The sequence below is a fragment of the Clostridium sp. MCC344 genome, from assembly GCF_018785365.1.
Taxonomy (GTDB): domain Bacteria; phylum Bacillota; class Clostridia; order Lachnospirales; family Lachnospiraceae; genus Pilosibacter.
Genome location: NZ_WQPQ01000017.1, coordinates 1 through 426 on the forward strand (window position 1 = coordinate 1; position 426 = coordinate 426).

1 protein-coding gene is annotated in these 426 nt (G+C 43.9%); it reads left to right on the top strand.

Annotation, left to right across the window (positions count from 1 at the left end):
- A partial coding sequence (locus GPK90_RS03955) for a transposase (protein ID WP_275950560.1) occupies positions 1–426 on the top strand: 426 nt, incomplete at both ends.

A 426-nucleotide genomic window follows, 5' to 3' on the forward strand; every position in this document is an offset into this window, starting at 1 on the left:
GGCAAAATATAAGGCAGAATTTCCATGGCTAAAAGAAGTGGACAGCCTTGCTCTGTGCAATGCCCAGCTGCACCTACAGATTGCATATAAAAACTTTTTCAGGGATCCATCGTTTGGTTTTCCGAGATTCAAGTCAAAAAAGAATCCTGTTAAAAGCTATACCACAAACAGTGTCAATGGAAATATCCTGTTAAAAGAGGGGAAACTGAAGCTCCCCAAAACTGGCTGGATCCGGATCCGGCAGCATCGTAAGATCCGGGAAGATGCCTGCCTGAAAGGCGCAACCGTCTGTATGGAAGCTGATGGGCGGTATTATGTTTCTCTTCTGTATTTTTGTGAAGAAAAGCCGGTGGAAACAAGGAACATAAGGCAGGCCGTCGGACTCGATTTTTCCATGAAAGAACTATATGTAGATTCCAATGGAAA